Annotated in this window: 25 protein-coding genes; 4 read left to right on the forward strand and 21 right to left on the reverse strand. The window is 60.9% G+C overall.

The window, feature by feature from the left end; genetic code table 11:
* Positions 1 to 236: 236 nt before the first annotated feature.
* On the forward strand, positions 237 to 1,436 hold the full coding sequence (locus JKV55_RS05710) for an NnrS family protein (RefSeq protein ID WP_202083085.1): 1,200 nt from the start codon (positions 237 to 239) through the stop codon (positions 1,434 to 1,436).
* Positions 1,437 to 1,501: 65 nt separating this feature from the next.
* Here JKV55_RS05710 and clpB read toward each other — a convergent pair whose 3' ends face one another.
* From clpB to rluD, 3 genes are all read right to left on the reverse strand, one after another.
* Positions 1,502 to 4,075, reverse strand: a complete 2,574-nt coding sequence (gene clpB, locus JKV55_RS05715; RefSeq protein ID WP_202083087.1) for an ATP-dependent chaperone ClpB — start codon at positions 4,073 to 4,075, stop codon at positions 1,502 to 1,504.
* A 110-nt stretch (positions 4,076 to 4,185) separates the two neighbouring features.
* Positions 4,186 to 4,911 carry a purine nucleoside phosphorylase YfiH gene (yfiH, locus tag JKV55_RS05720; protein ID WP_202083089.1) on the reverse strand — a complete coding sequence of 242 codons (726 nt, stop codon included), beginning with the start codon at positions 4,909 to 4,911 and terminating at the stop codon, positions 4,186 to 4,188.
* Positions 4,902 to 5,882 (reverse strand): 23S rRNA pseudouridine(1911/1915/1917) synthase RluD, encoded by a 981-nt coding sequence (rluD, locus tag JKV55_RS05725; protein ID WP_202083091.1) that lies wholly within the window; start codon positions 5,880 to 5,882, stop codon positions 4,902 to 4,904. The genes yfiH and rluD overlap by 10 nt, the downstream gene beginning before the upstream one ends.
* A 113-nt stretch (positions 5,883 to 5,995) precedes the next feature.
* Here rluD and JKV55_RS05730 point away from each other — a divergent pair, with 113 nt between their 5' ends.
* The gene (locus JKV55_RS05730) at positions 5,996 to 6,742 is read left to right on the forward strand and encodes an outer membrane protein assembly factor BamD (protein ID WP_202083093.1); all 747 of its coding nucleotides are present in this window, start codon (positions 5,996 to 5,998) and stop codon (positions 6,740 to 6,742) included.
* 72 nt (positions 6,743 to 6,814) lie between these two features.
* On the opposite strand, the gene gshA is transcribed toward JKV55_RS05730, so the two are convergent.
* The 3 genes from gshA to JKV55_RS05745 are packed head-to-tail and all read right to left on the reverse strand — an operon-like array spanning position 6,815 to position 12,235.
* Positions 6,815 to 8,407 carry a glutamate--cysteine ligase gene (gene gshA, locus JKV55_RS05735; RefSeq protein WP_202083095.1) on the reverse strand — a complete coding sequence of 531 codons (1,593 nt, stop codon included), beginning with the start codon at positions 8,405 to 8,407 and terminating at the stop codon, positions 6,815 to 6,817.
* Positions 8,408 to 8,467: 60 nt separating this feature from the next.
* Entirely contained in the window at positions 8,468 to 11,272 is a 2,805-nt protein-coding gene (locus JKV55_RS05740; RefSeq protein WP_202083097.1) for a M16 family metallopeptidase, read from the reverse strand.
* Between the two features lie 30 nt (positions 11,273 to 11,302).
* On the reverse strand, positions 11,303 to 12,235 hold the full coding sequence (locus JKV55_RS05745; protein ID WP_202083099.1) for an NADP-dependent oxidoreductase: 933 nt from the start codon (positions 12,233 to 12,235) through the stop codon (positions 11,303 to 11,305).
* Positions 12,236 to 12,402: 167 nt separating this feature from the next.
* On the opposite strand from JKV55_RS05745, the gene JKV55_RS05750 reads away from it, so the two are divergent.
* The gene (locus JKV55_RS05750) at positions 12,403 to 12,570 is read left to right on the forward strand and encodes a hypothetical protein (RefSeq protein ID WP_202083101.1); all 168 of its coding nucleotides are present in this window, start codon (positions 12,403 to 12,405) and stop codon (positions 12,568 to 12,570) included.
* 68 nt (positions 12,571 to 12,638) lie between these two features.
* On the opposite strand, the gene JKV55_RS05755 is transcribed toward JKV55_RS05750, so the two are convergent.
* The 15 genes from JKV55_RS05755 to JKV55_RS05825 all read right to left on the reverse strand — a co-directional run bounded on the left by JKV55_RS05755 (position 12,639) and on the right by JKV55_RS05825 (position 26,179).
* Positions 12,639 to 13,376: an FAD-binding oxidoreductase gene (locus tag JKV55_RS05755; RefSeq protein ID WP_202083103.1), complete on the reverse strand. Its 738-nt coding sequence runs from the start codon at positions 13,374 to 13,376 to the stop codon at positions 12,639 to 12,641.
* Between the two features lie 95 nt (positions 13,377 to 13,471).
* Positions 13,472 to 13,921 carry a 50S ribosomal protein L9 gene (gene rplI, locus JKV55_RS05760; RefSeq protein ID WP_202083105.1) on the reverse strand — a complete coding sequence of 150 codons (450 nt, stop codon included), beginning with the start codon at positions 13,919 to 13,921 and terminating at the stop codon, positions 13,472 to 13,474.
* Between the two features lie 37 nt (positions 13,922 to 13,958).
* Positions 13,959 to 14,186 carry a 30S ribosomal protein S18 gene (rpsR, locus tag JKV55_RS05765; protein ID WP_202083107.1) on the reverse strand — a complete coding sequence of 76 codons (228 nt, stop codon included), beginning with the start codon at positions 14,184 to 14,186 and terminating at the stop codon, positions 13,959 to 13,961.
* A gap of 27 nt (positions 14,187 to 14,213) precedes the next feature.
* Positions 14,214 to 14,582 carry a 30S ribosomal protein S6 gene (gene rpsF, locus JKV55_RS05770; RefSeq protein WP_094040829.1) on the reverse strand — a complete coding sequence of 123 codons (369 nt, stop codon included), beginning with the start codon at positions 14,580 to 14,582 and terminating at the stop codon, positions 14,214 to 14,216.
* 275 nt (positions 14,583 to 14,857) lie between these two features.
* A complete protein-coding gene (locus JKV55_RS05775; RefSeq protein WP_202083110.1) occupies positions 14,858 to 15,721 on the reverse strand; it encodes a DMT family transporter in 864 nt (287 codons plus the stop codon).
* The gene (locus tag JKV55_RS05780) at positions 15,709 to 16,167 is read right to left on the reverse strand and encodes a GNAT family N-acetyltransferase (protein ID WP_202083112.1); all 459 of its coding nucleotides are present in this window, start codon (positions 16,165 to 16,167) and stop codon (positions 15,709 to 15,711) included. Before JKV55_RS05780 ends, JKV55_RS05775 begins: the two co-directional genes overlap by 13 nt.
* 133 nt (positions 16,168 to 16,300) lie before the next feature.
* Positions 16,301 to 17,038 carry a 23S rRNA (guanosine(2251)-2'-O)-methyltransferase RlmB gene (gene rlmB, locus JKV55_RS05785; protein ID WP_202083114.1) on the reverse strand — a complete coding sequence of 246 codons (738 nt, stop codon included), beginning with the start codon at positions 17,036 to 17,038 and terminating at the stop codon, positions 16,301 to 16,303.
* Positions 17,039 to 17,121: 83 nt separating this feature from the next.
* Positions 17,122 to 19,443 (reverse strand): ribonuclease R, encoded by a 2,322-nt coding sequence (gene rnr / locus JKV55_RS05790; protein ID WP_202083116.1) that lies wholly within the window; start codon positions 19,441 to 19,443, stop codon positions 17,122 to 17,124.
* Between the two features lie 127 nt (positions 19,444 to 19,570).
* Positions 19,571 to 20,080, reverse strand: a complete 510-nt coding sequence (gene luxS, locus JKV55_RS05795; RefSeq protein ID WP_202083118.1) for an S-ribosylhomocysteine lyase — start codon at positions 20,078 to 20,080, stop codon at positions 19,571 to 19,573.
* A 130-nt stretch (positions 20,081 to 20,210) separates the two neighbouring features.
* Positions 20,211 to 20,549 carry a nitrogen regulatory protein P-II gene (gene glnB / locus JKV55_RS05800; protein ID WP_202083124.1) on the reverse strand — a complete coding sequence of 113 codons (339 nt, stop codon included), beginning with the start codon at positions 20,547 to 20,549 and terminating at the stop codon, positions 20,211 to 20,213.
* A 10-nt stretch (positions 20,550 to 20,559) separates the two neighbouring features.
* Positions 20,560 to 22,179, reverse strand: coding sequence for an NAD+ synthase (locus JKV55_RS05805; RefSeq protein ID WP_202083126.1), 1,620 nt, complete (start codon positions 22,177 to 22,179; stop codon positions 20,560 to 20,562).
* 73 nt (positions 22,180 to 22,252) lie between these two features.
* Positions 22,253 to 23,875, reverse strand: coding sequence for a type IV pilus modification PilV family protein (locus JKV55_RS05810; RefSeq protein WP_202083128.1), 1,623 nt, complete (start codon positions 23,873 to 23,875; stop codon positions 22,253 to 22,255).
* Between the two features lie 3 nt (positions 23,876 to 23,878).
* Positions 23,879 to 25,033, reverse strand: a complete 1,155-nt coding sequence (locus tag JKV55_RS05815) for a hypothetical protein (RefSeq protein WP_202083130.1) — start codon at positions 25,031 to 25,033, stop codon at positions 23,879 to 23,881.
* 1 nt (position 25,034) lies between these two features.
* Positions 25,035 to 25,700 carry a PilW family protein gene (locus JKV55_RS05820; protein WP_202083132.1) on the reverse strand — a complete coding sequence of 222 codons (666 nt, stop codon included), beginning with the start codon at positions 25,698 to 25,700 and terminating at the stop codon, positions 25,035 to 25,037.
* On the reverse strand, positions 25,694 to 26,179 hold the full coding sequence (locus JKV55_RS05825) for a GspH/FimT family pseudopilin (protein WP_202083134.1): 486 nt from the start codon (positions 26,177 to 26,179) through the stop codon (positions 25,694 to 25,696). The genes JKV55_RS05820 and JKV55_RS05825 overlap by 7 nt, the downstream gene beginning before the upstream one ends.
* Positions 26,180 to 26,272: 93 nt before the next feature.
* On the opposite strand from JKV55_RS05825, the gene JKV55_RS05830 reads away from it, so the two are divergent.
* Entirely contained in the window at positions 26,273 to 26,665 is a 393-nt protein-coding gene (locus JKV55_RS05830; protein WP_202083136.1) for a type IV pilin protein, read from the forward strand.
* Positions 26,666 to 26,730: the final 65 nt, after the last annotated feature.

A 26,730-nucleotide genomic window follows, 5' to 3' on the forward strand; every position in this document is an offset into this window, starting at 1 on the left:
GTCAAGCGTTAAAACCGAAGTTTCTTTGCCGCTTGCGACCCGGCGGGTTGCGCCGTGTCAGTGGATGCGCATTATAGGCAGCCGCGTTTTTTGCGCAAGGGCTTTTTTGATAAAAAAAATCGTTCGCTCAAAAAACAGACCGAACCGGCTTTTTTACCTTGTTTTGATCCTGATCCTGTTTTCCGGTGGCCGCCACCCTATAATTGGCATATTAAATACATGTATAGGTAAACCCCATGCAAATCCTGGATGCACAGAAAGAAAACAAGATATGGCCGCTGTTCCGCCTGGGCTTCAGGGCCTTTTTCCTGGGAGGGGCCCTCTTCGCCTGTCTGGCCATGGTACTGTGGCTTCTCACCCTGTCCGGTACTAAGGTGCTGCCGGGCATCGCCAATCCCATCTGGTGGCATGCCCATGAAATGATCTTCGGTTTTGGTCTGGCCATAGTGGCCGGCTTCGTGCTGACCGCCATCCAGAACTGGACCGGTATCCCGGGGGTTCGCGGTTGGCCGCTCGCGCTGGTCGCCGGGCTCTGGCTACTGCCCCGGCTGCTAATGCCATTAAGGGGAGAGACCAATATCCTGGTAATGGTGCTCGATCTCTTCTGGCTGCCGTTGGTGGCGGGCATGCTGGCCAGGCCCATCATTCAGATCAAGCAATGGCGCAACCTGTTCTTTGTTCCCCTGCTCAGCTTTTTGACCCTGCTCAACGCCCTGAGCTATTACGCCGCCCTCAGCCACGACTGGTTGCTGGCAGAACGCGTGTTCATTACCGCCGTACTGGCCCTTTCGGCGTTGATTGCGGTAATGGGAGGACGCGTGATCCCCTTCTTTACGTCGCGTGCCACCGCCACCGACAAACCCCGCCCCCTGCCCTGGCTGGAGCAACTGAGCCTGGGGTCGCTCTGGCTGGCGACGCTGGGCTGGCTGCTGCTGCCCAGAACTGGGCTGTTCGATGGCCTGCTGGCGCTGGTGTTGCTCACCGCCGCCTTCAGTAACCTGGCTCGTCTGGCCCGCTGGAACAGCAAACTGACCTTGAACATTCCCCTGCTGTGGATATTGCATCTGGGCTATCTCTTTATACCCCTGGGCATGCTGGCCCTGGCGGCCGCCCTGTTGCAACTCGGCATCACCGTCTCCCTGGCCAGCCACTGGCTGACCGCGGGCGCCCTAGGTGCGGTGATCCTGGGCATGATCGCCCGGGTCTCGCTGGGCCATTCCGGCCGGACGCTGGAGATAGGCAAGCCCATGGTGATGGCCTTTGCCTTGATTATTCTCTCTGCCCTGTTGCGCAGCCTGCTGCCGATGTTGGCACCGGGCTTGACCATGATGGCCTATCACGGCAGCGCCCTGGCCTGGACCCTGGCTTTCGGTGTCTTCAGTTGGCTGTACTCGCCGGTGCTGACCCAGCCGAGGGCCGATGGCCGGCCCGGCTGAACCGGTGAAGCGTGAGGCGTAATGAAAGAGGGGGAAGCATGGCCTCCCCCCTCTAGTTAGCCCGGTTACTGGTTGAGCACCAGGCCGCCGCCGTTGGCATCCAGTTCCAACGGCTTGCCGGGCACCACCCGTCCCGACAGGATGGCCTGGGCCAGCGGGTCTTCCACCTTGTGCTGTATCGCCCGCTTGAGCGGCCGGGCCCCGAACAGGGGATCGAAACCGGCATGGGCCAGCTTTTCCAGCAGCCGTTCGGTGATGGTCACATCAAAGCCCATGGCTTCGAGCCGATCCACCAGCCCCTGCATCTGGATACGGGCGATGGACTTGATATGATCTTCCGCCAGCGGGTGGAACACCACTATTTCGTCGATCCTGTTGATAAATTCCGGACGGAACTGGTGCCCCAGTACCTCCAGCAGCATGGCCTTCATCTGGTCATAGTCCTTGCTGGTGCTGTGTTCCTGAATCAGATCAGAACCGATATTGGAGGTCATGATCACCACCGTATTGCGAAAGTCCACGGTGCGCCCCTGGCCATCGGTGAGGCGGCCGTCATCCAACACCTGCAGCAGGATGTTGAACACGTCCGGATGCGCTTTTTCCACTTCGTCCAGCAGGATCACCGAGTAGGGTTTGCGCCGTACCGCCTCGGTCAGATAACCGCCCTCTTCGTAGCCCACATAACCGGGAGGCGCGCCGACCAGACGAGACACCGAGTGTTTTTCCATAAATTCCGACATATCGATGCGCACCATGGCGTCGCGGCTGTCGAACAGGAAATCGGCCAGCGCCTTGCACAGTTCGGTCTTGCCCACCCCGGTCGGGCCCATAAACAGGAAGGAGCCCACCGGCCGGTTGGGATCGGACAAGCCGGCGCGGCTGCGGCGAATGGCATTGGCCACCGCATCCACCGCCTCGTTCTGGCCGATCACCTGGTCATGCAGGCTATCTTCCATGCGCAGCAGTTTTTCCTTTTCGCCTTCCAGCATCTTGGCCACCGGAATACCGGTCCAGCGCGACAGCACGTCGGCAATCTCTTCATCGGTGACCCGGTTTTTCAGCAAGTGCTGCTCCTGCATCTCGGCCTGGGCCGCCAGGTCCAGCTGTTTTTCCAGCTCGGGGATACGCCCGTACTGCAGCTCGGACATCCGCGTCAGATCGCCGGCGCGCCGGGCGACATCCAGCTCCAGCCGCACCTGCTCCAGTTCGGCCTTGATATGCTGAGTACCGGCCAGGGCCGCCTTTTCCGATTTCCAGACTTCGTCCAGCTCGGCGTATTCCTGCTCCTTCTCCGCCAGTTCGTCACGGATCAGTTGCAGCCGCTTGCGGCTGCCCTCGTCGTCCTCCTTCAGCAGCGCCTGCTCTTCCAGCTTGAGCTGGATGATACGCCGATCCAGCCGATCCAGCGGCTCGGGCTTGGAGTCGATCTGCAGCCGGATGCTGGAGGCCGCCTCGTCGATCAGGTCGATGGCCTTGTCGGGCAACTGGCGATCGGCGATATAACGATGGGACAGGGTCGCCGCCGCGACGATGGCCGGATCGGTGATCTGCACATGGTGGTGCAGCTCGTAGCGCTCCTTCAGGCCGCGCAGTATGGCGATGGTGTCCTCCACCGTCGGCTGGTTGACCAGCACCTTCTGGAACCTACGTTCGAGCGCCGCGTCCTTTTCCACGTACTGGCGGTATTCGTCCAGGGTGGTTGCGCCCACGCAGTGCAGCTCGCCCCGGGCCAGGGCCGGCTTGAGCATGTTGCCCGCATCCATGGCGCCCTCGCCCTTGCCGGCGCCGACCATGGTGTGCAGCTCGTCGACAAAGAGGATGATCTGTCCCTCCTCCTTGGCCAGCTCGTTGAGCAGCGCCTTGAGCCGCTCTTCGAACTCGCCCCGATACTTGGCGCCGGCCACCAGGGCACCCATGTCGAGCGACAGCACCCGCTTGTTCTTGAGGCCTTCCGGCACCTCGCCGTTGATGATGCGCTGGGCCAGGCCTTCGACGATGGCGGTCTTGCCCACCCCCGGCTCGCCAATCAGCACCGGGTTGTTCTTGGTGCGCCGCTGCAGCACCTGGATGGTGCGGCGGATTTCATCGTCCCGGCCAATCACCGGATCCAGCTTGCCCTGCTCGGCCCGCTCGGTGAGATCGATGGTGTATTTCTCCAGCGCCTGGCGGTTTTCCTCGGCGTTGGGATCGTCCACTTTCTGGCCGCCACGCACCTGATCGATGGCCTGGGTCAGCCTGTCCTTGGAGAGCCCCACCCGCTTGAGCAGTTCACCCAATTCCCCCTTGTCGTCCAGCGCCGCCAGCAGGAAGAGTTCCGAGGAGATGTAGGCGTCCTTGCGCTGCTGGGCCAGCTTGTCGCACTGGTTGAGCAACCGGCCCAATACCGGCGATACCTGCACGTCCATGTCGCCGCCGCTCACCCTGGGCAGCCGGCCCAGGGCCTTGTCGAGCTCGACCCGCAGGCTGTTGCTGTCCACCCCGGCGGTGGTCAGCAGCGGGCGCAGGGTGCCCCCTTCCTGGTTGAGCATGGCCACCAGCAGATGGGCCGGCTCTATGTAGGCGTGATCCCGCCCCAGCGCCATCGACTGGGCGTCTTGCAGGGCGAGTTGGAATTTACTGGTAAGACGATCAAGACGCATCAGTGCTCTCCTCGAAACACCCGCCGGATGGCGGGGACACAAGCTCAATTACTGATACTAAAGATGGGGTTTTATGGCCGGATTTCAACCGACCTGAGTATAAGTTTTTACTAATCCAGCCAGATCAGGCTGGCCATACGTCCGGTTTCCTTGTCACGCCGATAGGAGAAAAACCGCTCCGGTTCGGAGTAGGTGCAATGCTCGCCGCCGTAGATATGATGCACTCCGGCCGCCGCCAGCCGCAGCCGGGCCAGATGATAGATATCCGCCAGCCATTTCTCGCCGTGAGGTACGAAGGCATCCGCCGCCAGTGGGGAATGCCGCATAAAGGCTTCCCTGACCTCCGCCCCCACCTCGAAGGCCCTCGGGCCGATGGCCGGGCCCATCCAGGCCAGCACGGACTCCGGGTCCACCCGCATCTCTTCCAGCGTCGCCTCCAGCACACCGGCGGCCAGGCCGCGCCAACCGGCGTGGGCCGCCCCCACTACTGTGCCGGCTTCATCGCAAAACAGCACCGGCAGGCAATCGGCGGTCATCACCGCGCACACCTGCCCCGGGGTGCGGCTCACCACCGCATCGGCCGTGAAGTTGTCGTCTTTCGCCGGCAGGCTCAGCACCCGGGTGCCATGCACCTGTTCCAGCCATACCGGCTCGGCCGGCAGGTTAAGGTAGGCTCCCAGCCGCTCCCGATTGATCCGCACATAGTGCTCACCGTCACCGACATGAGACCCCAGGTTCAGGCTATGAAAAGGCGCATGGCTCACCCCGCCGGTACGGCAGCTTTGCACCGCGCACACTCTGGCCGGCGCCGGCCAATCGGGCAGAATCATATCCATACCAGATCATCCGGATTCGCCTTGGTGTCGGCCCGCAGCACCTCCACCAGCGCAATCATGTCATCGGGCACCGGGGCGTGCCATTCCATCACTTCGCCGGTGATGGGATGCTCCAGACGCAGCATCACCGCATGCAGCGCCTGGCGCTTGAACCCCCGCAGGAATTCCAGCAACTCGGGGCTGGCACTGCGCGGCGGCTTGAGCCGGCCACCGTAGACGGGATCCCCCACCAACGGATGCTTGAGGTAGGCCATGTGAACCCGGATCTGATGGGTACGGCCGGTTTCGAGCCGCAACCGCAGCCGGGTATGAGCCCGGAATTTTTCCATCACCCGGTAGTGGGTCACCGCCGGTTTGCCAGCGGGAGTGACCGCCATCTGGATACGCTGGGTCGGATGGCGACCGATATTGGCATCGACGGTGCCGCCGGCGGTCATATGGCCGATGGCCACCGCTTCGTATTCCCGGGTGATTTCCCGCGCCTGCAATGCAGCCACCAGATGAGTCTGGGCCGGAACCGTCTTGGCCACCACCATCAGCCCGGTGGTGTCCTTGTCGAGCCGGTGTACTATGCCGGCACGGGGCACCTCGACAATGCTCGGACAGTGATACAGCAGGGCATTGAGCAAGGTACCGTCGGGCGTACCGGCGCCGGGATGCACCACCAGACCGGCGGGCTTGTTGATGACCATGATGTCATCGTCTTCATAGACGATGTCCAGTTCCATGGCCTCTGGCTCGAACCGCACTTCGTCTTCCAGCTCGGCGTTGACCAGCACCTGCTGGCCCGGCAGCACCTTTTCCCGCGGTTTGCTCACGACGTCACCATCCAGCCGTACCTGCTCCTGCTGGATCCAGGTTTTTATGCGTGAACGGGAATAATCGGGGAACATTTCCGCCAACGTCTGATCCAACCGTTGACCGTATTGATGATCGGCGACCACGCCGTTCAGTTCGATTTGCTGGCTCATAGAGACCACTGGTTACCAAAAGATGTTTAATTGGGTATTCTAGCGGTTCTTGACGCTGAGCTTAATCAGTTTCCGCTTACTTAGTTTCCAACTTGCAAAAATGGACTCATTCAATGGCTAAACAACGAAGCGTATGGCTCGCCCTGACCCTGACCTTGGCGCTGGCCGCCACTGGCTGCTCCAGCACCAAGAAAGATGCGGTGCCGGACGAGCCGCCCGAGGTACTCTATCAGGAAGCCCAGGAACGCTTGCAGGCGGGCAATTTCATCCGTGCCGCCGAACTGCTGGAAGCCATGGATGCCCGTTATCCGTTTGGTGCCTATTCCAACCAGGTCCAGCTCGATCTTATCTACGCCTACTACAAACAGGACGATACCGCCCGGGCGCTGGCCAATATCGATCGCTTTATCCGCCTCAACCCCAATCACCCCAGCGTGGACTACGCCCAGTACATGCGCGGCCTGACCAATATGGCCACCGACCACAACTTCTTCCAGGAACTGCTCAATATCGACCGGGCCGACCGGGATCCGGCCTATGCCCGCCAGGCTTTCGCCGACTTCCGCCAACTGCTGCGCCAGCATCCGGACAGCGCCTATGCCGCCGACGCCCGGGCAAGGATGATCAGCCTGAAAAACCGCCTGGCCAGATACGACCTGGCCGTGGCCCAATTCTACATGAAGCGCGGCGCCTGGCTGGCCGCCGCCAACAGGGCCAAGTTCGTGGTGCAGTCCTACCCGGACACCGACACCATGCAACCGGCGCTGGAAATCATGGCCGAGTCCTATGGCACCCTGGGCCTGACCGAGATGGCCAACAACGCCAAGGCGGTGCTCAGGGCCAACTTCCCCAACAGCTGAGCCTCACCGGCGACTCCCAAAGCAACAAGCCCCGCATATGCGGGGCTTGTTGCTTGCAGGGGGTCGAAAAACTCACAACTGCTGGTTGCTGAAGTAGGCGCTCAGGAAATCATCGAAGCTCAGGGTATCGGATCGCTCTATCTTGCGCTGACGGGCCAGGGAACGAACGCCCTCTTCATCGAAGTAGCTGTCGTCCCAGAATCGGGGGCGGCTGTTGAGCAAGTGATCATGGTAACGACCGGACAGGGCCAGCCCGAAAGGCAATATGTCCTGGCCGCTCTGCAGCAGCTCGCCCAACACCCGGGCCGACAGGGTCAGGGAAGGATCGCGGATGGCCGCCAGTTGCTGGCGGTGCGCCTCCCGGTAACAGCCCCGGCCGCAACAGGAGTCCAGCAACTGGGCCACCTCGGCCAGTTCGCCGAAATAGCGCTCGCCCAGGGCCTGCAGGCCCTGGGGCTCGCCGCCGAACAGTTCCAGCTCCAGACCGGGCTTGCGCCCTTCCAGCACCACCTTGGTGAAGTTGCGCCTGTTGAGGGCGATCTCTTCCTCGCCCAGGGGCGCGGAAGGGGTCAGCAGGCACCACAGCAGGAAGGTATCCAGGAAGCGGATCTGGGACTGGTCGATGCCCACCGGCGAAAACGGATTGACGTCGATGGAGCGGACCTCGATATACTCGACACCACGTGAGTCCAGCGCCTGGGACGGCTTTTCGCCGCTCTCGGTGGTGCGCTTGGGACGGATGGGTGCGTACAGCTCGTTCTCGATCTGCAACACATTGTCGTTGAGCTGGCGGTACTCGCCCTCCACCTTCACCCCAATCCTGGCGAACTCCGCCGCATGGGTGCCGATGGCCCGGCGCAGGGACGCCACATACTGATCCAGGCTGTTGAGTGAGATATTGAGCCCGGCCTGGGCGCTGTTGGTATAGCCCAGATCCGACAACCGCAGCGAGGTGGCGTAAGGCAGGTAGAGGGTACCCTTGCCGAGGCGCTCGAACGGCAGGTGATGCTCCTTGCCCTTGAGGAAGGAGCCGCACAGGGCCGGCGAGGCCCCGAACAGATAGGGGATCAGCCAGCCGAAGCGATAGACGTTGCGGATAAGCCCCAGATAAGCCTCGGACACGAAGTCCTGCAGGCAGCCGCCGTTGCCTTCCAGTTGGTGCCATTCGCTCCAGAAGCTGTCGGGCATGGAGAAATTGAAGTGCACCCCGGCGATCACCTGCATCCGGCTGCCGTAGCGGTGGTGCAGCCCCTGGCGGTACAGGGTCTTCATCCGGCCGATATTGGAGCTGCCATACTGGGCCAGGGGAATGTGATCGTCGCCGTTCAGCAGGCAGGGCATGCTCAGCGGCCACAGTTGCTCGTTGTCCAGGTGACGTACCGTGTAACGGTGGATGTCGGTCAGTTGCGCCAGCAGAATGTCCACCGAGTCCGATACCGGGGTGATGAACTCCATCAGCGATTCGGAAAAGTCGGTGGTGATATTGGCGTGGGTCAGGGCCGAACCCAGGCTGGCCGGATGGGGCGTCTGGGCCAGGTGACCGTCTGCGGTAATGCGCAGGCACTCACGCTCGATGCCACGGCGGATGCCCTTGATGGCAGGCAAGCGTTCGGGCGCCTGCAAAGCATGGACGCGCTCGGCCAGAGAAGGGGTTATTTTCGTCATTGTTCGTCACTCTGTAACACGGAGTTCGCTCAGTCACTCCGCGGGAGGCACCCGGCCTCATCAGTCAATGGTCAAATCGTGCACCGGAAGATTGAGTTGTGCCAGCGATTTTTCAAGTTTTGCCTTGTCACCCACCACCACAATCACCATGTCCTTGAGGCTCAGCCACTGGCCGGCCACCTCGGTCAGCTCCCCGGCATCGATGCCAGAGACGATGGACTGCTGCTCACTCAGATAGTCCGGCGACAGCTCCATCATCGCCAGCTGCAGCAGAAAACCGGCTTTTTTCCCCAGGGTTTCGTAAGACAGGGCATCCTGCTGGGAATAACTGCTGCGCAGATAGGACAGCTCTTCGCTACTGGGGCCGTCGGCCTTGAATTGCCTGAATTCCGCCAGGATATTCTCGATGGCCGGCACCGTCACATCGCCGCGAACATCGGTGGCCACCACAAACACGCCCGCATCCCGGTTGCCGGTAAAGTAGGAATGAGCACCATAGGTAAAGCCCTTGTCTTCCCGCAGGTTCTGGTTGATCCGGCTGTTGAAATTGCCACCCAGGTTGAAGTTCATCAGGTTGGCGTGGAAAAAGGGGCCGGTGGCATCCAGCGGCAAGGCCCGCCGGCCGATACGCAATGCCGACTGCAGCGAGCCCGGCACATCCACCACATAGACCCCGGCCTCGGCCGGCTGGGGAAGGATCTGGACTTGCGGCACCTCGGGGGCGGCGCCCTGCCAGCGGGTCAGAAAGGCGAAAGCCTCCCGCGCCTGCTGCGGTTCAAGATCACCCGCGACTATGACATGGCCATTGGCCGGATTGTAGAAACGCTCGTAGTAATCCCGCACCTGTTCAAGGGTCAGGGCGGCCACCGCCTCCGGCAAGCCGTCGTCAGGAAAGCCCATCCGGGTCTCACCGTACATCAACTTGCGAAAGCCGTGCTGGGCCAGCCAGGAAGGCTGGTGTCGGCTCTGGGCCATGGACTCCAGTACCCGTGCCTTGACTTGTTCAAAATCCGACGCGCGCAGACCCGGGCTGAACAGCAGCTCTTCCACCAACGCCAGGGTCTGAGGCAGCTTCTCGGTCAGGCTGGTCACCTCTATCAGGCTGGTATAAAAGCCGCTGCGCACATTGACGCTGGCTCCCAGGCGCTCCAGCGCCTCGCTGAAGTCACCATTATTGAGCCGCGCCGTGCCTTGGTTCATCATGGCAGCGGTCAAGGATGCCAGCCCCAACTCCCCCTCACTTTCGGCACGTTGGCCGCCGGGCAGCGCCAGGATCACCGACACCGCCGGGATTTCATCATTGACCGTGCCCAGCAGCCGGATGTTTTCTCCCAGGGTATGACGCCACAGCGGCGGCACCTGCACCTGCACCGGCTCTCCCGCTTCCGGCATACGGCTACGATCGAAGTTGTCCACCACCTCGCGCAGCGGCAGTTCATCGATATGGGCCCGTTCCGCCAGCCGGCGCTCCGGGATGGAGTAATCGGGTTCGGCGGCCTGCCACTCGGTTTTGCCCTTGGGCACCACGCTCAGGGTGGCGCTGGGCCGGGACTGCAGATACTGGCCATAGACGGCGGCTACGTCCACCGGTGTGGTTTCGGCCAATTGCCGCCAGGCATTGATGACATAGAGCGGATCGTCTTTCAGCACCTGCCCCAGGGACAACTGGCGCGCCTTGCCCTCGGCACTGTCCAGCCCCAGGATCAGCTCGGCGCGCAACTGGGTCACCGCCTTGCTGACGTCATCGGCATTGATGCCGCGTTCGGCAATGGCGGCGATGATGCGGTCGATTTCGCGCTTGAGCGGAGCCAGGGAACCGTCCCGGGAAGGATTGGCATAGGCCCAGATGCTGAGGGTACAAGCCAGCTCGGCACAGTAGTGGCTGGCACCGGTGCTGACCGCCTGGCCGGTTTCCACCAGCTGCTGGTACAGCAAGGAGCTCTTTCCGCCCCCCAGCACATTGGCCAGCACATCCAGCGCGGCTTCGTCCTCATGTCCCAGGTAAACGGTGGGATAGGCCAGGTAGAGCATGGGCAGGCGAATCCGGGCATCTTCCAGGGTCTGGTGCCGGCTGTGCTCGAGCCGGGCCGGCCTGGGGTGGTCCCGCTCGACCGCGGGCCCCGTGGGAATGGGGCCAAAATATTTTTCAATCCAGCCGAGGGCCTGCTCGGGCTCGAAGTCACCGGAAATCACCAGGGTGGCATTGTTGGGTCCATACCAACGCAGGAAAAACGCCTTGAGGTCGTTCACATCGACCCGATCCAGATCTTCCACATAGCCGATGGGTTGCCAGCTGTAGGGATGATCGCGTGGATACAGCAGTTCGCCCATGCGCTCGCCCACCAGGCCATAGGGCTGGTTGTCGACCCGCTGGGCCCGCTCGTTCTTGACGGTGTCCCGCTGAATTTCGAACTTGCGCTGGCTCACCGCTTCCAGCAGGAAGCCCATGCGATCCGCCTCCAGCCACAGTACCTTTTCCAGATGATTGGCCGGCACCGTCTGGAAGTAATTGGTCCTGTCCTGATTGGTGGTCCCGTTCATGGAGCCACCGGCCTCGTTGATCAGGCGGAAATGCTCCTGATCCCCCACATGCTTGGAACCCTGGAACATCATGTGCTCGAAGAAGTGGGCAAAACCGGTTTGATCCGCCTCTTCACGGGCCGACCCGACATGGTAGGTCATTTCCACATGCACCAGGGGATCGGACTGGTCCGGGTTAAGAATGATGGTCAGACCATTATCCAGCCGGTACATCCGGTAGGGGATGACCAGTTCATCCTGCCCCTTGTCGGCTTCCGCCACCAGCACGGGGGCGGCGGGCGCCAGCAAGGGACACAACAGCAACAACAGGGACCAATACTTCATGGTATTTCCTTAAGTGAACAACAGGACCACTCAGCCCCGCAGCAGCAATTTGCCACGGGTATGACCACTTTCAATCTGGCGATGGGCCGCAGCTCCCTCCGCCAGGGCATAGCAATGGGTCACCACCACCTGCAAGCTGCCGTCAGCCACCGCCTGGATCAACTGCTCCAGCTGCGTATTGTCGATCCGCCGGAGCATGCCGGTAGCCTGTAGCCCAAGCGCCCCGGCGGCGGCAATAATCTGCTCGGCGGTAATGGTCGGTACCGTCACCACCCGGCCGCCAGGTTTCACATGAGACAAAAGTGTGACCCCGGAAGTTCCGCCCACCAGATCGAAGAACAGGTCCACCGGTGCCAGGCCGGCCAATTGCGGCTCATTGCGGTAATCGATGACCTCGTCCGCGCCGAGTCCGCGCAGGAAGTCGTGATTATTGGGCGACGCCAGGGCCACCACCGTCGCCCCCAGGCCCTTGGCCAGCTGCACCGCCAGATGGCCCACCCCACCGGCCGCGGCGGAGATCAGCACCCGTTCACCGGCCTGGAGCGCACCGTGATCGGTCAGTCCCTGCCAGGCGGTGGCGCCGGCCAGTGACAGCCCGGCGGCCATCTCGTCCGGCACCCCGGCCGGCACCGGCAGCAGCTCGTCGGCCTCGACCACCAGCTCTTCGCCATAACCGCCTCCGGCCACCAGACCGAATACGCGATCGGCGGGTCGATAGCGGCTCACCTCGGCCCCGGTTTCCAGCACCGAGCCCATCACTTCAAAGCCGGGCGACCAGGGCAATTTGTCCTTGATCGCCTGGGCTCCCCAGCCCAGGCCGGCACGGGTCTTGGCATCGATGGGGTTAACCCCGGCATAATGCATCTTGACCCGGATCTGGCCTGGCGCCAGGGCCGGGCGCGCGGCCTCGACCAGCCTGAGTTGATCCGCATCACCAAAGGCCTGGATGACCAATTGCTTCATGTTTCACTCCTTGTGCGTTATCAGCGAGCCCTTGAGTAACCCTGCAACATAGCACGGCTTCAACTGGCCCTGAATGATAATTGGCTCGACTATGCTCTATTGATACAGTGCACAGATGGATTAACGCCACCCCAAATTCGACGTGATTCACCAAAAGGCCTTTTGCTATGACCCGATTGTTCTTACTGCCCCTGATCCCGGCCCTGTTCTGGTACCTGTTCCTGCTCTATAACCGCATCCCCGTCAAGCAGGGCGCCAGGGTGTTCTACTGGATTATCGGCCTCGGCTGGGGGCTGGCCGCCTTCCTGAGCCTGATGATATACCTGACCCGGTGACACCAAGCTGGAAGCTGAAGTAATTCGGGCTGCTTCAAGCTTCCAGCTTAAGGCTTCCGGCTTTGTGTTCACCAGTAATTTTCCATCAGGATCTGGCCGGGTTTGCGCCGCAAGTGCTTTTCCAGCCCCCGGCGTTTGAGTTCCTGGATGGTGTCGCGCACCATTTGCGGGTTGCCGCACAGCACCACCCGGCTGTGCTCGGCACTGAAGGTCAGTCCCACCCGGGCTTCCAGCCGGCCGTCGGCGATGGCCAGGGGAATACGCCCCGACTCGGCTCCGCCCACCGGCTCCCGGGAGACAAAGGGCACATAGTGAAATCCCTTGCGCCCTTCGGTCAGGGCCAGGATCCGCTCCCGGTATCCCAGTTCATCGGCAAAGCGAACCCCGTGCACCAGCACGATATGGTCGAACCGCTCCCAACAACGGCCTTCGGCCAGAATGGAAACAAAGGGCCCCACCCCGGTGCCGGTGGCGATCAGCCAGAGATCGCGCCCCGGTGGCACTTCTTCCAGGGTCAGGAAACCGGCGGCCTGCCGCTGCACCAGCACGTCGTCGCCCACGGCAAGTGCCGCCAATTGCGGGGTCAGCTGGCCTTCGGGAATGGTCACCAGGTAAAACTCGCAGTCTTCCCCCGGGGCATTGACGTAGGAATAGGCCCGGGCCACTTTTTTACCCCCCGTATTCAACGCCAGCTTGGTGAACTGGCCGGCCTTGAACGAGGCAACCTCGGCCTCCACCACCAGCGAAAACAGATTCTCCGACCATTGCCTGCGGGCTTTTATCTTGCCCGTGATCCACTCTGCCATCGGCTTGCCTCCGTCAGGGTTTACCTCACTTTAGCCTTATTACGGGCAATAAAAAACCCGCGACCAGCGCGGGTTTTTTCAAGCGGCAGCCTGATTTAGGCGGCAACCACCTGGAGCTTGACGGTGGCCTTGACGTCGGCGTGCAGTTGCACACCCACTTCGTACTCACCGACGTTGCGCAGCACGCCGTCGTACAGGCGGACTTCGCTCTTGGCCACGGCCACACCGGCAGCGGTGATGGCGTCGGCCACGTCGCGGGCACCGATGGAGCCGAACAGTTTGCCTTCGTCACCGGACTTGGACGCGATAACCACGTTTTCCAGGGCGGACAGTTGGTCGGCACGGGCCTGAGCGGCGGCCAGTTGCTCGGCCAGCTTGGCTTCCAGCTCGGCGCGGCGGGCTTCGAAGGCCGCTACGTTGTCCTTGGTGGCCAGTACGGCTTTGCCCTGGGGCAGCAGGAAGTTACGAGCGTAGCCGGACTTAACGGTTACCTGGTCGCCCAGGCCGCCCAGTTTGGCGATTTTATCAAGCAGAATAACTTGCATTACCTTTCCTCTTTAAGTGAACGAGTTAGGCCGCTGCTTACTTGTGCAGATCGGTGTAAGGCAGCAGGGCCAGGTAACGAGCGCGTTTGATCGCACGGGCCAGCTGGCGCTGATATTTAGCGCGGGTGCCGGTGATGCGGCTCGGTACGATTTTACCGGACTCGGTGACGTAGTTTTTCAGGGTTACGATGTCTTTGTAATCGATCTCGGTAACACCGTCAGCGGTGAAACGGCAGAACTTACGACGACGGAAATAACGTGCCATGATTTTCTTCCTCAGCTAAAACGTGAATTATTCAGCGGCTTCTACACGAGCGTCGTCACGACGGGGTTGACGCTCTTCCTTGGCCTTGGCCATTTCGGAGGGCTCGGTAACCGCCTGCTTGGTGCGCATGATCATGTTGCGCAGCACGGCATCGTTATAGCGGAAGTTGGTTTCCAGCTCGTCGATCACAGCCTGGTCGGCTTCTACGTTCATCAGAACATAGTGGGCCTTGTGCAGTTTGTTGATCGGGTAAGCCAGCTGGCGACGGCCCCAGTCTTCCAGGCGGTGAACCTGGCCACCGGAAGTGGTGATGGCGCCGGTATAGCGCTCGATCATGCCGGGAACCTGTTCACTCTGATCAGGGTGAACCATAAATACGATTTCGTAATGACGCATGGATTGCTCCTTACGGGTTATAGCCTCTGCGCGGGCTCAGTCACACCAGCGGAGGCAAGGAACGTATGATGTAATGACTGATTTTAAGGCCGCGTAGTGTAAGGGATAACCGGGAGAAAAGAAAGCGTTAAGCTGTGAGCTGGAAGCCGAAAGCTGCCCGAGTGGTTTTTAAGGTTGCCTTGAACAGCGGCCTCAGCGGTGCAGGCATGAAACCACCAGCCCACAGCAATGCTGTTTGTCTTCCAGCTTCTGGCTTCAAGCTTCCAGCTAAAGCGTCAGCGCAGTCGCCGCTGCAGGCCGATGGCGAGAATGACGATAACGGCGCCCAGATAGACGTTCCAGGCCGGGAATTCGGCGAACAGCGCCATGCCCATCAGGGTGACAAAAATCAGCCCCGAATACTCGCTGGTGGCGATCTTGCTGGCGTCCGCCATGGCATAGGCCTGTACGCACACCCCTTGGTAGATGATGCCGATCAGGGTGGCTCCCACCAGCAGCCACCACACCTGCGGCGCTATCGGCTGCCAGTCGGGCAGCGCCAGGGCAAAACTCACCGGGATGGCCAGCGCCTGGGTCAGGAACAGGGTGGCCAGCACAGAGCGTCCCTTGGGCAGGCGGCGCACCAGCACATTGCTGGCCGCCATGGCGAAGGCGGTGAGCAGCGCCAGCCAGCCGGCCCAGTGCCACTGGGCCGGGTTGAGTACTACCAGTATGCCCGCGAAACCGAGCAGGCTGATGCCATAGGCCGGCAACCGCACCTGCTCCCTGCTCAGCAGGGCGGCCAGCGGCAGTGTCATCAGCGGCGCCGCGTAAAACACCGCATTGGCGGTGGCCAGGGGGAGAAACATCAGGCTGACAAAGACGCAGACCGAGCCCATCAGCAGCAGGTGCCCGCGCAACAGGTGGATTTTCCACTGACCCAGCCCCCGCCGCTCCCGTGGCAACCGCCACCAGAACGGCAGCAGCAGCAGGGAGGTCATCACAAAACGCAGAAACACATACTGATAAGGACTGACCGCCGTCTGCCCCAGCAACTTGACCAGCACATCGCCGAAAGAAATCATCAGGTTGCCGAGCACCAGCAGCAGTATCGCCAGCAGTTGCCGGTCGGCGGCCATGCGTGCCCTTATGCTTTGCACCTGAACTCCATCTGCTGATGGGGAATGCCGTCTTCCAGGTATTCAGGCCCCAGGGGCGCGAAGCCCAGCGACAGGTAGAAATCCCGCACATAGGTCTGGGCACCCAACCGCAGCGGATAGCCGGGCCAGCGCCCGGCCGCCGCCGCCATGGCACGCCGCATCAACTGGCGCGCCAGTCCCTGCCCCCGCGCCTGTGCCGCCACCGCCACCCGGCCAATCCAGACATGCTCCGGGGTATGTACCCCGGGGCCCAGCAGCCGGGCGGTGGCCAGCAGCCGTTCGCCTTGCCAGGCATTCAGGTGCAAAGTACCGGGGGCAAGATCCCGGCCGTCCAGATCCTGGTAGGCGCAGCCCTGCTCCACCACGAAAATGTCACTGCGCAGCGCCAGCATCCGATAAAGCTGGGTCGTGCTCAGTTCATTAAAGGCCGCGAGTTGCCAATGCATCAGATATCCCCGAGTGCTGTCCAGGCTCCCAGGCTCAGCCTGGGAGTGAATACCGCCTTGTTGGCAATAAATGCTGTTCCGCCGGGCGGAGGCCAGGCTGAATAACGGAGCCAAAGGTCAGGCCCGCTCCTTCTTACTGCGAACGCTGGCGCACCATCTCGAACAGGCAGACGCCGGTGGCCACCGACACGTTCAGGCTGGACACCGAGCCCGCCATGGGGATGCTCACCAGTTCGTCGCAATGTTCGCGGGTAAGGCGACGCATGCCCTTGCCCTCGGCACCCATCACCAGGGCCAGGGCGCCGGTCAGCTTGGCCTGGTACAGGCTGTGATCCGCCTCGCCGGCGGTACCGACCACCCAGATGCCCCTGTCCTGAAGATGGCGTAGGGTACGGGACAGATTGGTCACCTGAAACAGCGGCACCACCTCGGCGGCACCGCAGGCCACCTTGCGCGCCACCGGGGTCAGCCCGACGGATTTGTCCTTCGGCACTATGACGCCATGCGCCCCGGCGGCATCGGCGGTGCGCAGGCAGGCGCCCAGATTGTGCGGGTCGGTGACGCCGTCCAGCACCAGTAGCAGGGGGTTGGGCTGGCTGCCGAGCAAGGCGTCCAGATCCGCTTCGTTCAGGGTCGGGAGCCCCTTGATGCGGGCCACCACCCCCTGGTGCTGGTTGCCGTCCGCCTTGCCGTCCAGGGTTTGACGGCTGGCAAACTGCACCTTGACGCCCACTGCCTGCAACCGCGCCTGCAAGGCCTGCAAGCGGGCGTCGTCCCGCCCTTTCAGCAGCCAGACTTCCAATATATTTTCGGGATGGGATTCGAGGGTGGCATCCAGCGCATGGATACCGAAAATCAGTTCACTACTCATTGTTTTGTCTCGGGGATTGGGGAACCGGGACCGGGTACCGGGCCGGGTCAATCCCGGCCTCCTGTCCCCGGCCCCTGACGGGATCAGCGGCGCTTTTTGCTACGGGAGCGGGACTTTTCGCCCTTTTCTCCCTTGTCGCCGCTCTTGGGCTTGGCACGCTGACGCGACTTCAGGTTTTTGGCCCCTTTACCGGTCTTGGCCCCGGCCGGCAATGCCTCTTCCACCGTTTCGAAGTCGATCTTGCGATCATCCAGGTTCACCGCCATTACCCGCACCTTGACCTTGTCGCCCAGGCGATAGCGGCGGCGGAAGGTTTCGCCGATCAGCATCTGCCGGGCCGGGTCGAACTGGTAGTAATCGTTCTGCAGGCTGGAGATATGTACCAGGCCGTCGATGTGGATTTCATCCAGGCGTACGAAGAAGCCAAAACCGGTGACGTTGGCGATGGTGCCGCCAAACTCGTTGCCCACATGGTCGAGCATGTATTCACACTTCAGCCAGTCAGCCACGTCGCGGGTGGCGTCATCGGCCCGCCGCTCGGTCAGCGAACAGTGTTCGCCCATGGGCGCCACTTCATCATACTGGTAATTGATGCCGCCGGTCGGGGTTCCTTTCTGACTGGGACTGCCCTGCAATCTGGCCAGCTGATACTTGATGGCCCGGTGCAGCACCAGATCCGGATAGCGGCGGATGGGCGAAGTAAAGTGGGCATAGGATTTCAGCGCCAGGCCGAAGTGGCCCATGTTGTCCGCCTGGTACACCGCCTGTTTCATGGAGCGCAACAGCATGGTCTGGATCAGCTCCGCATCCGGCCGCTCCTTGATCTGCTCGGCCAGCAGGGCGTAGTCCGCAGGCTGAGGCTCCAGGCCACCTTTCAGCTCCAGCCCCAGCTCACCGAGGAAACTGCGGAACCCAACCAGTTTCTCCTCGCTCGGCTTGTCGTGTACCCGAAACAGGGAATGGGCCTCTTGCTTCTCGATAAAACGCGCGGCGGCCACGTTGGCCTGGATCATGCACTCTTCGATGATCTTGTGGGCATCGTTGCGCACCAGGGGAACGATGCGCTCGATCTTGCGCTGGGGATTGAACACGAAGCGGGTTTCTTCGCTTTCGAATTCCACCGCGCCACGCTGATGCCGCGCTTCCTTCATCACCTGATAGAGCCGGTTCAGTTCTTCCAGATGGGGGACCAGGGGCGCATAACGCTCCCGCAGGCCCTCGTCTCCCTCCAGGATGGCCGCTACCTTGGTATAGGTGAGGCGGGCATGGGAATTCATCACCGCTTCATAGAATTTGAAGCCGGACTGCTTGCCGGTGGCCGAGATGGTGATCTCCGCGACCATGCACAGCCGATCCACCTGGGGGTTGAGCGAGCACAGGCCGTTGGACAGGACTTCCGGCAGCATGGGGATCACCTGCTCGGGGAAATACACCGAGTTGCCGCGTTGATAACCTTCGCTGTCCAGGGCCGTGCCCGGGCGAACGTAATAGGACACATCGGCAATGGCGACCCACAGCCGCCAACCGCCGGAACGCTTGGGCTGGCAGAATACCGCATCATCGAAGTCACGGGCGTCTTCCCCGTCGATGGTGACCAGCGGCAGCTCACGCAGATCCTTGCGGCCTTTCTTGGCCTCTTCCGGCACCTGCTCGGTCAGCTTGGCGATTTCTTTCTTCACCTCTTCCGGCCACACATGGGGGATGCCGTGGCTGCGCAGGGCAATTTCGATCTCCATGCCCGGATCCATGGTTTCGCCCAGCACCTCGGTGACCTTGCCCACCCCGGTCATCCGCTTGGTCGGGCGTTGGGTAATGGAAATCACCACCACCTGGCCCATGCGCGCGCCCATGGTTTCCCCTTGCGGGATCAGAATATCCTGGGCGATACGACTGTCGTCCGGCACCACATAGCTGACGCCGTTTTCCACAAAGTAGCGGCCGACCACCTCTAGGTCTCGCGACTTGAGCAGACGCACCACCCGTGCCTCGCGGCGCCCCTTGGCGTCGAAACGCAATGGTTGCACCAGTACATAGTCGCCGTGCATCAGGGCATCCATCTCCCGCTGGGCCAGGAACAGATCGTCACCGCCGTCATCGGGGCGCAAAAAGCCGAAGCCTTCCCGGTGACCGATAACATAGCCTTTGACCAGATTGAGTTTGTCGGGCAGGGCGTAGCATTGATTGCGGGTAAAGACCAGTTGGCCGTCCCGCTCCATGGCGCGCAGGCGGCGCCGCAAGGCTTCGGCCTGCTCTTCGCCGGCCAGGGTCAGCTCGGCAAAGAGTTCGTCCCGGGAAATGGGCGTTTGCCTGGCTTTAATGTGCTCCAGGATAAATTCCCGGCTGGGAATGGGGTTTTCATATTTTTCGGCTTCCCGCTGAAGGAAAGGGTCGTAATTTTGTGACATAAAGTGGTCCATTTGAGCACTGGAATAAGAGAAGTATATCAGTAGAGAAAGAATAAAGAGTGACAAAGCGCCCGGTTAAGCCAGTGCTTGCCTGAACCGGGCGCGAGTGCCAGAGGGGGCCGGAATATTAAAGGGTTTTCAGCATATCTTCCGGCAAGGAGAGTGCCTGGTTACTGTTGATGCCGATACCACGCTCGATGATATTGCGGGCAATGGCCTTGGCTTCATCCAGCGAGTGCATCACAAAGGTGCCGCATTGATATTCATTCAACTCGGGGATCTGGGACTGATCCTCCACCTTGAGTACGTCTTCCATCGCCGCCTTCCAGGCATCGGCCACCCGTTGTTCGTCCGGCGCCCCCACCAGACTCATATAAAAACCGGTACGGCAGCCCATCGGGGAAATATCGATAATCTCCACCCCGTTGCCGTTGAGATGGTTACGCATAAAACCGGCAAACAGGTGTTCCAGGGTGTGGATGCCCTTTTCCGACAGGATTTCCTGGTTCGGCAGGCAAAAACGCAGATCAAACACGGTAATGGTGTCGTCATGGGGGGTCGCCATGGTTTTGGCTACCCGCACCGCCGGGGCCTCCATACGGGTATGGTCGACGGTAAAACTGTCCAGCAGTGGCATTTGGTATTCCTCGACTGATGATTCTATAGGTCATTGTGGCAAAAAAGCCGGGCCGTTAAAACCGGGGACTGGGGATTCGGAAATCCGTCGTGGTCGGTCGCTACCGACCAGCCCCGAGCCCCCCGGCCTGTTATACCGCTTCTTCGTTCTGCTCGCCGGTGCGGATGCGGATCACCCGGCCCACATCGAACACGAAAATCTTGCCGTCGCCGATTTTGCCGGTGCGGGCGGTGTTCTCGATGGCCTCGATACAGGCTTCGACCAGGTCGTCCTGCACCACCAGTTCCAGCTTGACCTTGGGCAGAAAATCCACCATGTATTCGGCGCCGCGATACAGTTCGGTGTGACCTTTCTGGCGGCCAAAGCCCTTGACTTCGGATACGGTCATGCCGGTGATGCCGCGTTCGGCCAGGGCTTCGCGCACGTCATCCAGCTTGAAGGGTTTGATGATGGCTTCGATCTTCTTCATCGGTGGCTCCTTACCAATTTATTTTGCCGAACCCGGAGGTGATGGGGTAACGCCGGTCCTTGCCGAAGTTGCGCGGCGTGATCCGCGGCCCCACCGCGCTCTGGCGACGTTTGTATTCGTTGATATCAACAAGCTTGATCACCCGGCGCACATCGGCTTCGGCAAAGCCGGCCGCCAACAGTTGCTCCAGGGATTTGTCCTGTTCGACATAAGCTTCAAGGATGGCGTCCAGCACATCATACGGGGGCAGGCTGTCCTGGTCGAGCTGATCCGGTGCCAGTTCGGCGGAAGGCGGCCGCTCGATCACCCGCTGGGGGATCACATAGCCCAGGCTGTTGCGGTATCTGGACAGCTCGAACACCAGGGTTTTGGGCACGTCCTTGATCGGGGCGAAACCGCCCACCATGTCGCCATAGAGGGTGCAGTAGCCCACCGCCACCTCGCTCTTGTTGCCGGTAGTCAGCACCAGGCGACGACGCTTGTTGGAAATGGCCATCAACAGCACCCCCCGGGCGCGAGCCTGCAGGTTTTCCTCGGTGGTATCGCGCTCGGTGCCCTCGAACAGGGGCGCCAACTGGCCCATAAAGGCGTCGAACATGGGCTCGATGGAAACGATATTGAACTCCACCCCCAGGTGGCGGGCCTCTTCCTCCGCGTCCTCCACGCTCATGGAGGCGGTGTAACGGAACGGCATCATCACCGCCTGCACCCTGTCCTTGCCCAGGGCGTCGACCGCGATGGCCAGGGTCAGGGCCGAGTCGATGCCGCCGGACAGGCCCAGCACGGCGCCGTTGAAGCCATTCTTGTTGACGTAGTCGCGGGTGGCCAGCACCAGAGCCTGGTATACCTCGGCCAGGGGGTCCAGTGCGGGCCGGATCTCGGCGGCCACCGGCGCCTTGTCCGTCAGTCGCACCAGGGCCAACTGCTCACCGAAGGCCGGCAGGTTCTGGGTCAGCTCGCCCGCGGCGTTGAACACCTTGGAACGACCGTCGAACACCAGTTCATCCTGTCCCCCCACCAGGTTGAGGTACAGCAGGGGCAGCCGGTTGTCGCGGCTGCGTTGGGCCAGCAGGCTCTCGCGGATCCAGGCCTTACCCCTGTGATAGGGGGAAGCGTTCAGGCTCAATACCAGCTCGGCGCCGGCGGCCTTGGCATTGGCCATGGGCGCAGGCTCCCACACGTCTTCACAGATCAGCAGGCCGAGTTGATGCCCTTTGAACTCGATCACGCAGGACTGCTCACCGGCACTGAAATAACGCTTTTCGTCGAACACGCCGTAGTTGGGCAACAACTGCTTGAAGTAGCGCCCCAGCAGCTGGCCCTGGTAAAAAAAGGAAGCGGCGTTGTACAGCCTGCCGCCCTCCCGCCAGGGATGTCCCACCACCAGGGCGGTGTGCCGGCTGGCCGCCGCCAGCCGGCTCAGGGCGGCGTCTAGCCGCTGGTAAAGATCGTCGCGAAACAGCAGATCTTCCGGCGGATAGCCGGTCACGGCCAGTTCGGGAAAGAGCACCAGCTCGGCGCCCTGCTCCGTCGCCCGTTCGGCGGCGGCCAGCATGGCATCGGTATTGGCTTCGATGGCACCCACGGTCAGGTTAAGCTGCGCCAGGGCCAGGGTAAGGTGTTGGGACATGGGTCTGTCTGTGGTTGGGTCCTGATAACTGCATAGTAAAGAAAGAAGCGGGGCTTGTCAGGCCCTACCGCGCTCAGGGAGCCTCTGACACATGAACATCCAGGGTCGTTATCACAGGATTCTCCCGCTCAAACGGGGAAATGGGACTGTTGCTGGTTAGGCCGCTATTGCTGCGAAGCATACTGGCTCTGAGAGTTGTTTCACCCTGGGTACCTGCCTTCAGCTCGCTGCCGGACTCCACTCCGGCAATATCCTTTTCGTCACTGCTCCAGCTTACCTTGTCGGTAAGCTCTTTCTCTTCAAAGGGAAGGTAACGAATAAATCCTTTTTCCAGTAATGTAGCAATAGAAGTATTTTCACCATCCTCCATTCTGAGCAGCAAGGATTGGCGGTAGCCGGGAGATATAATATCCACATAGATACCCCTGGCCACCAGCCTGGTAGTTGATGAAGGCTGCACTGTGATTGATTTCTCAATCCCCAGGAAGGAATAGAAGGACTCAAATTCGGCAGGAAGCGTATAACCATTTACATCATAAGCATCACCGTCCTTTATCTGGGCCCTCATATATTCCAGCGCCACCCTCCTCACATATTCTTGGTATTTCTCTTCTTTCTCACTCAAGAAGTGTTCTGGTAACACATTGAACACCACCAGGTTCCAGTCGCTGGCCACCTTGAAAAAGCCATCAATACGGACAAGGCGGCAGGACTCCAGGTAGGGGGAGGAAACATTTTCAACGGCCATTCCTGATGGAGTATCATAATGGGCATGAGGGCCATCTATTTTTTCGCCATTCTTCCACTTGATTGCATCATGCCAATGGCTAAATTCGTGTCTAGAGCCATCGAAGTGGTTTTTACAGCAAAGCCCGCAAAAAGGATCCTGTTGATTATCTATGGGGGCTCCTCTTTTTTTATTCTCCCCTCCCCCCCGCCGCCAGTAGGACAACTGCCCCAAAAGGCTTCTCTGGGCAGGCAGTTCAGCATCGCCGAGACTCTCTAACTTGCAGGTGCAGGATACCGTTTCCACCTCCTGTTCTTGCCGCTTGTTATTCGACGAGTCGTAGATCACCGTTTTTTCACTCACACGAATACTGGCGGGATCCTTGGCAACGGTAATAACCGCTTTACTGGTTTCCTGAATAAGATCATCGCCTAGGTTGATCGCTACTACATCAGGAAACTTGCCTGGAGTATGGGATATCCTGGGTCCCCCTTTACCTGAGCCCAAGTTATCACCACCGGTACCGAAAGGACCGCTGCCGATGGACAGATGGGGTGACAGCACCGATTCGAGCCGCAAGCTCCCGCCGCCATCGGGCTGGCTCCAGCCTACGGTGATGTCGATCGCCTTCTTCCCGGAGGCCACCCCCGAAGGGAGCGGCGTCACCCAGGCGCCGCCGTCCCAGCCATAGTCGCTCACTCCCCATTCGATGGCATAGTCGGTATCGTCCACCCGGACCGATTCGGGAGCGCTGCTGCTGGCTATGGCCTGGTAATCGGCGATACGGCCAAACCCCCTTAGTTCATCGAGTTTCGACTCGGCCAGGCGCAGCGCCACCTCCCGGTAACGGCCGTCCCGGCTGTATTCCAGGTATACCTTGTGCAGTTGCAGCAGGGAGCCGGCCGTGACCGCCACCAGAATAAAGGCGATCACCACCTCGACCAAACCGAACCCCGCCTGCTTTTTCATTGCCTACTCCCAGTCCTTCCAACTGCCGGGGACATAACCGAGGGCAACAAAGGGGCTTCCACCAGCGCCCGGGCCCCCTTCGTCACAGTCATTGATATGGCAAAGCACTTTGGGGTCGTAGATGGCGGCATAATTGCCGTTGGGAAGGTCGATGTTGTTATGATTGACCAGCATCATGCCAAAGAGTTTGGCGCCGCCATTGATGGTTATCTTATATTCGTCTCCTCCCGAGGGATCGGAGTCATAGGCAAAGACCAGGCCGTAAACCTGGCTGTTGGCGTTGATGGTAAGCTGGCTGTCCTTGATAATCAGCACCACGGGCGCCGCCTGGGTTCCAATAGAACCTATGGTGCAGTGTTGGACCTTTTCCACGATAAAAACGCCGGCACCGCCCGTGATCCTGGGATCGCTGCAGCTGTTGACGATCGCCGTGGCCCGCGCTTCGATCCTGGCCCAACCTGCGGCACTGTCCGGCTCGCCAAACACATAGTCCACCAGGTCGCCGGGAAAGTCGGCAGCGTTGGCGACAATATCCGGCCCGATAAGGGTTTCGCCGCCCGCCTTGTAGCTGTAGGCATTATCCTTGTTGCAGCCACCGTGGTGATATTCGTCCAGGCCGCAGGTCGTTGCATTGCCACCGATATCGACCTTTCCGGCCGACCAGATGGACACGGGGATGCCGGGGCCGCCGCCGTTGGGGTTGGCTACCACGGTAATAGTACCGTTGGCAGGAAAAGTGCCGGCCACCAGCAAGGGCGCGGCCGGCCCGGAATGGGCCGGATTCAAGATGCCACGCGCCGCTACCTGCACGCTGACGGTGGCAACGGTGCCGGTTGCCAGAGTGGCCACCGACACCATATCGGTGACATTCGCCACCCCGTTGGGCGTGATGGTGACCTGGTAACTGCCGCTGGCGGAGGCGCTGGCAATGCCGCCGGAGATGGCCGTGGTGGCGGGGTTGACCCTGAGTTCCGCCATGGCCTCACTGATGCCCTTTTCGGCTGCCGCCATGGCTACCCGGTATTCGATTTCATTCAGGGTCAGGCGTTTGTCGGCGATCAGCACCTTACCGATAAAGGCCGATACCGCCGCCAGTATCGACAGCAGTATCAGGGTGAGCGCCAGGGTGGTGAATCCACGGCGCCTGGCGTGACTCATATCAGTAGTCATCGTTTCTTATCTTCACCCGTCGCTCCAGGCTGAGGGACAGTTTCGGATTTCTGGCATGGGTGGCGGACAGACGGATATTCACCGCCCTGACCCCGCTAGGGTTACCGCTGGAAACCAGTTCGAATTCCAGATTATCGATCACCACTTCCGGGCTGGCCACCAGCTGGGCACCGGTGCTGCAGTCGGCACTGGCCAGGGCGGCACCGGCAGGCTCGGTATACAGGGTATTGACCCTGAGCAGCTTGCCGGAGGAAGAATAGCCGTAGGTTCTGACAATACTGCCGAAACCCGAAGCCGGCTCCGGATCCCAGTATTTCACCCTGATGCAGCTGGGCCGAGTGTCCCCGGCGGCGGTATAGAGGTCAGCCGTAGTGGAAAAGATGTATTTCCTCGCCACCGACAGGGCCGGAGAAACCTCATCGGCCATCTCCAGGGCGGCGCCGGGATGATACCCCGCCCGCTGAATATCCCGGGCGATCATATCGATCACCGCCTGCACCTCCTGATTCAGGCGAGACAGCATCAGGGTGGTAGTGCCGGATACGATAACGGCGCTAAAAAGCGCGACGCCCCCGGCCACCACCACCAGGCCGGCGACCAACGACACCAGCATTTCCACCAGGCTCATACCTTGCTGTTGCTTTACCCTCAGCATCGCGGCACCCCTATCAGACTGTCGTCGGAGCAGGTGCGGATGATGCTGTTGTTCCAGGTCATCACCTTGATGCCGTGGCTGCCATGGGAAAGGGTGACATTGCCGGCAGTCAGGGTATTGCGCCGGGGCCGGAAGGTCAGCAGGCCGCCACCATAGCTGGCGGTGAGGGTGATGGCGGGAAAGCCCTGCCCATTTACGCTTTCCAGCACGGTGCCGGTACAATCGGCGGAATCCCGCAGCTGATAGCTCCAGTTGGTACTGCCCAAGCCGGTAAAGCAGACAGTGACCGCCCGGTTACGCTTGATGGACTCGCTCCGCGCCAGTTGCAGATCCGAGTAGACGACCATGCCGGCGCTGCGCACCAGATACTGCTGACGCAGCGTCTGAAAACTGGGTACGGCAATCACCAACAGCACGGCCAAAACGGCCATGCCGACCAAGAGCTCGACCAGTGTGAGACCTGCGTGACCCCGTGTCATCTGCTTCTCCGTGAAGGGGGAGATGGCTACGGCAAAAGGCGCAGCTTGGAGTAAGCTTGATCCACAGGCCAGCTTTAGACAAGGAAGGAGCCGATGCGGAAGAGCCATGGATTGAGCCTGATGGAACTGCTGATCACCATGGCCGTGCTGGCGATCATCACCGCCGTCGCCTACCCGTCGCTTGCAAGTTATATGATAAAAAGCAAGAGGATAGAGGCGATTCAGATGCTGTATCGAATGCAGCTCCAGCAGGAAGAATGGCGCATCTCCCATCCGGCGTACACCAGCTCGGCGGCCGATCTGATCCATCCCACCAGCAGCGCCCACTACAGCTTTAGCGCCGCCCTGTCCGGCAGCAGTTATACCCTTACCGCCACCGCCAAACCCGGTTCAGCCCAGCAGAACGACAAGGAAGGCGGCACCAGTTGCAGTGTACTGACACTAAACCGGAGCAGTGAAAAAACGCCACCGGAATGCTGGCGATAACCGGAGCCGAAGCGCCCGCCGCCTACGACTAAAACAATGGCATTTTCACCGCGCCCGCCTCATAC

Origin of the sequence: Zobellella iuensis (assembly GCF_016746085.1) — a bacterium.
Taxonomy (GTDB): Bacteria; Pseudomonadota; Gammaproteobacteria; order Enterobacterales; family Aeromonadaceae; genus Oceanimonas; species Oceanimonas iuensis.

Coding starts and splice junctions, on each gene's coding strand:
- JKV55_RS05730 (WP_202083093.1), top strand. CDS start 5,996: ATGGCTAAACAACGAAGCGTATGGCTCGCCCTGACCCTGACCTTGGCG.
- rpsF (WP_094040829.1), bottom strand. CDS start 14,582: ATGCGTCATTACGAAATCGTATTTATGGTTCACCCTGATCAGAGTGAA.
- clpB (WP_202083087.1), bottom strand. CDS start 4,075: ATGCGTCTTGATCGTCTTACCAGTAAATTCCAACTCGCCCTGCAAGAC.
- rlmB (WP_202083114.1), bottom strand. CDS start 17,038: ATGAGTAGTGAACTGATTTTCGGTATCCATGCGCTGGATGCCACCCTC.
- luxS (WP_202083118.1), bottom strand. CDS start 20,080: ATGCCACTGCTGGACAGTTTTACCGTCGACCATACCCGTATGGAGGCC.
- JKV55_RS05745 (WP_202083099.1), bottom strand. CDS start 12,235: ATGAAGCAATTGGTCATCCAGGCCTTTGGTGATGCGGATCAACTCAGG.
- glnB (WP_202083124.1), bottom strand. CDS start 20,549: ATGAAGAAGATCGAAGCCATCATCAAACCCTTCAAGCTGGATGACGTG.
- rluD (WP_202083091.1), bottom strand. CDS start 5,882: ATGAGCCAGCAAATCGAACTGAACGGCGTGGTCGCCGATCATCAATAC.
- JKV55_RS05825 (WP_202083134.1), bottom strand. CDS start 26,179: ATGACACGGGGTCACGCAGGTCTCACACTGGTCGAGCTCTTGGTCGGC.
- JKV55_RS05710 (WP_202083085.1), top strand. CDS start 237: ATGCAAATCCTGGATGCACAGAAAGAAAACAAGATATGGCCGCTGTTC.
- rnr (WP_202083116.1), bottom strand. CDS start 19,443: ATGTCACAAAATTACGACCCTTTCCTTCAGCGGGAAGCCGAAAAATAT.
- rplI (WP_202083105.1), bottom strand. CDS start 13,921: ATGCAAGTTATTCTGCTTGATAAAATCGCCAAACTGGGCGGCCTGGGC.
- JKV55_RS05755 (WP_202083103.1), bottom strand. CDS start 13,376: ATGGCAGAGTGGATCACGGGCAAGATAAAAGCCCGCAGGCAATGGTCG.
- JKV55_RS05740 (WP_202083097.1), bottom strand. CDS start 11,272: ATGAAGTATTGGTCCCTGTTGTTGCTGTTGTGTCCCTTGCTGGCGCCC.
- JKV55_RS05820 (WP_202083132.1), bottom strand. CDS start 25,700: ATGCTGAGGGTAAAGCAACAGCAAGGTATGAGCCTGGTGGAAATGCTG.
- JKV55_RS05750 (WP_202083101.1), top strand. CDS start 12,403: ATGACCCGATTGTTCTTACTGCCCCTGATCCCGGCCCTGTTCTGGTAC.
- yfiH (WP_202083089.1), bottom strand. CDS start 4,911: ATGGATATGATTCTGCCCGATTGGCCGGCGCCGGCCAGAGTGTGCGCG.
- JKV55_RS05805 (WP_202083126.1), bottom strand. CDS start 22,179: ATGTCCCAACACCTTACCCTGGCCCTGGCGCAGCTTAACCTGACCGTG.
- JKV55_RS05780 (WP_202083112.1), bottom strand. CDS start 16,167: ATGCATTGGCAACTCGCGGCCTTTAATGAACTGAGCACGACCCAGCTT.
- JKV55_RS05830 (WP_202083136.1), top strand. CDS start 26,273: ATGCGGAAGAGCCATGGATTGAGCCTGATGGAACTGCTGATCACCATG.
- JKV55_RS05815 (WP_202083130.1), bottom strand. CDS start 25,033: ATGAGTCACGCCAGGCGCCGTGGATTCACCACCCTGGCGCTCACCCTG.
- rpsR (WP_202083107.1), bottom strand. CDS start 14,186: ATGGCACGTTATTTCCGTCGTCGTAAGTTCTGCCGTTTCACCGCTGAC.
- gshA (WP_202083095.1), bottom strand. CDS start 8,407: ATGACGAAAATAACCCCTTCTCTGGCCGAGCGCGTCCATGCTTTGCAG.
- JKV55_RS05810 (WP_202083128.1), bottom strand. CDS start 23,875: ATGAAAAAGCAGGCGGGGTTCGGTTTGGTCGAGGTGGTGATCGCCTTT.